Genomic DNA, 1,312 nt, shown 5'->3' with positions numbered 1-1,312 from the left:
CCGTCCTCGGGCAGGCGCAGCACCTCGCCGATCTGGTCGATCAGGAGGCCATAGGATTCGCCGCGCAGGTCGACGCCGACCGCCATCGCGGTCTTGCCGTCCTCGTCCTTGGGCAGGCCGAGGCGCGAGCGCATGTCGACCACGGTGACGATGCGGCCGCGCAGGTTCAAAACGCCTGCGATCTCACGCGAGGCCAGCGGCACGCGGGTGACGCGCTCGGGCATGAACACGTCCTGGACGCGGGAGATCGGCAGGCCGAACAGCTGGCCACCGATCATCGCGGTGACGTACTCGACCATGGCGCCTTCGCTGGACTGGGTCTTCTTGCTCATTTCAGTGTCTCCTGGTCCATGCCGCTCAAGGTTTAAGCCGCGGCCGCCCGGCTCAGCTCGGAGGCGCCGGCGGCGCCCGCGGTCTGCTCCTTCAGCGCCGCGATCAGGCCGGGACGGTCGAACTTGGCGACGTAATCGTGGAAGCCGGCCTGACGGCCGCGCTCGATCGCCGCCGGCGACACCAGCGCCGACAGGCCGATGATCGGCGTCGCAGCGAGGTTGTTGTCGGAGCGGACGACTTCCGCGAACTCGAACCCGTTCATATCGGGCATCTCGATGTCGGTCAGGATCACGTCGAAGCTTTGGGCGCGCAGTGCCGCGAGGCCCTCCTGCGCGGTCGGCGCGGTGCGGACGCGGTAGCCGGCGGCCTTCAGCACCGGCGCCAGCATGTTGCGGAAGAAGGCCGAGTCGTCGACCAGCAGCACCGACTGCGAATGCAGCGACGGCTTCATCTCCTTGCGGGTGAACCAGTCGGCGAACGCCATCGGCAGGAAGTGGCCGACGTCGATCACCTCGGTGGCCTGGCCCTTGATCACGGCCGAGCCGAGAACGCCGGAGGAGGAGCCGCCGACCTCGATGTTGAGGCGTTCCTCGACGATGTCGATGATCTCGTCGACGACGAGGCCCATGGAGCGGCCGTCGTCGGCGAACACCAGGATCGGCTGGGCGCCCTGGGAAGCAATGGTGACGCCTTCCATGGCCACCAGCGGCATCAGCTGCTCGCGGTACTGCACCATGTAGCGGCCGTTCGAGAACTCGATCTTGTCGGCCGGCAGCTCTTCCAGGCGCGTGACGAGGCCGAGCGGAACCGCCTTGGGCTGCGACGAGCCGGCGCGGAACACCAGCAGCGAGGTGGTCTGCTCGCCACTTCCGATGTGATGGCCGGCCGCTTCGTCACCCATGCCATGGGCCGAGGAGCCGGCGGCGCCGAGCGCCTTGGCGATGCCGTTGGGATCGATGATCATGATGACCGCGCCATC

General features: G+C 68.0%; 2 protein-coding genes. Both read right to left on the bottom strand.

Features of this window, described 5'->3' with window-relative positions; all coding sequences use genetic code 11:
- Nucleotides 1–332, bottom strand: a 332-nt coding sequence (locus I6F20_RS37535) for a chemotaxis protein CheW (RefSeq protein ID WP_225131585.1), incomplete at its 3' end; no start/stop codon positions are given.
- 32 nt (nucleotides 333–364) lie between these two features.
- Nucleotides 365–1,312: response regulator (locus I6F20_RS37530; protein ID WP_225131583.1), on the bottom strand; the 948-nt coding region annotated here is incomplete at its 5' end.

Source organism: Bradyrhizobium sp. IC3123 (assembly GCF_020193625.1).
In the GTDB taxonomy this organism is placed as follows: domain Bacteria; phylum Pseudomonadota; class Alphaproteobacteria; order Rhizobiales; family Xanthobacteraceae; genus Bradyrhizobium; species Bradyrhizobium yuanmingense.
The sequence above is the reverse complement of the archived record's forward strand: the minus strand, read 5'-3'. Positions and strand labels throughout refer to the sequence as shown.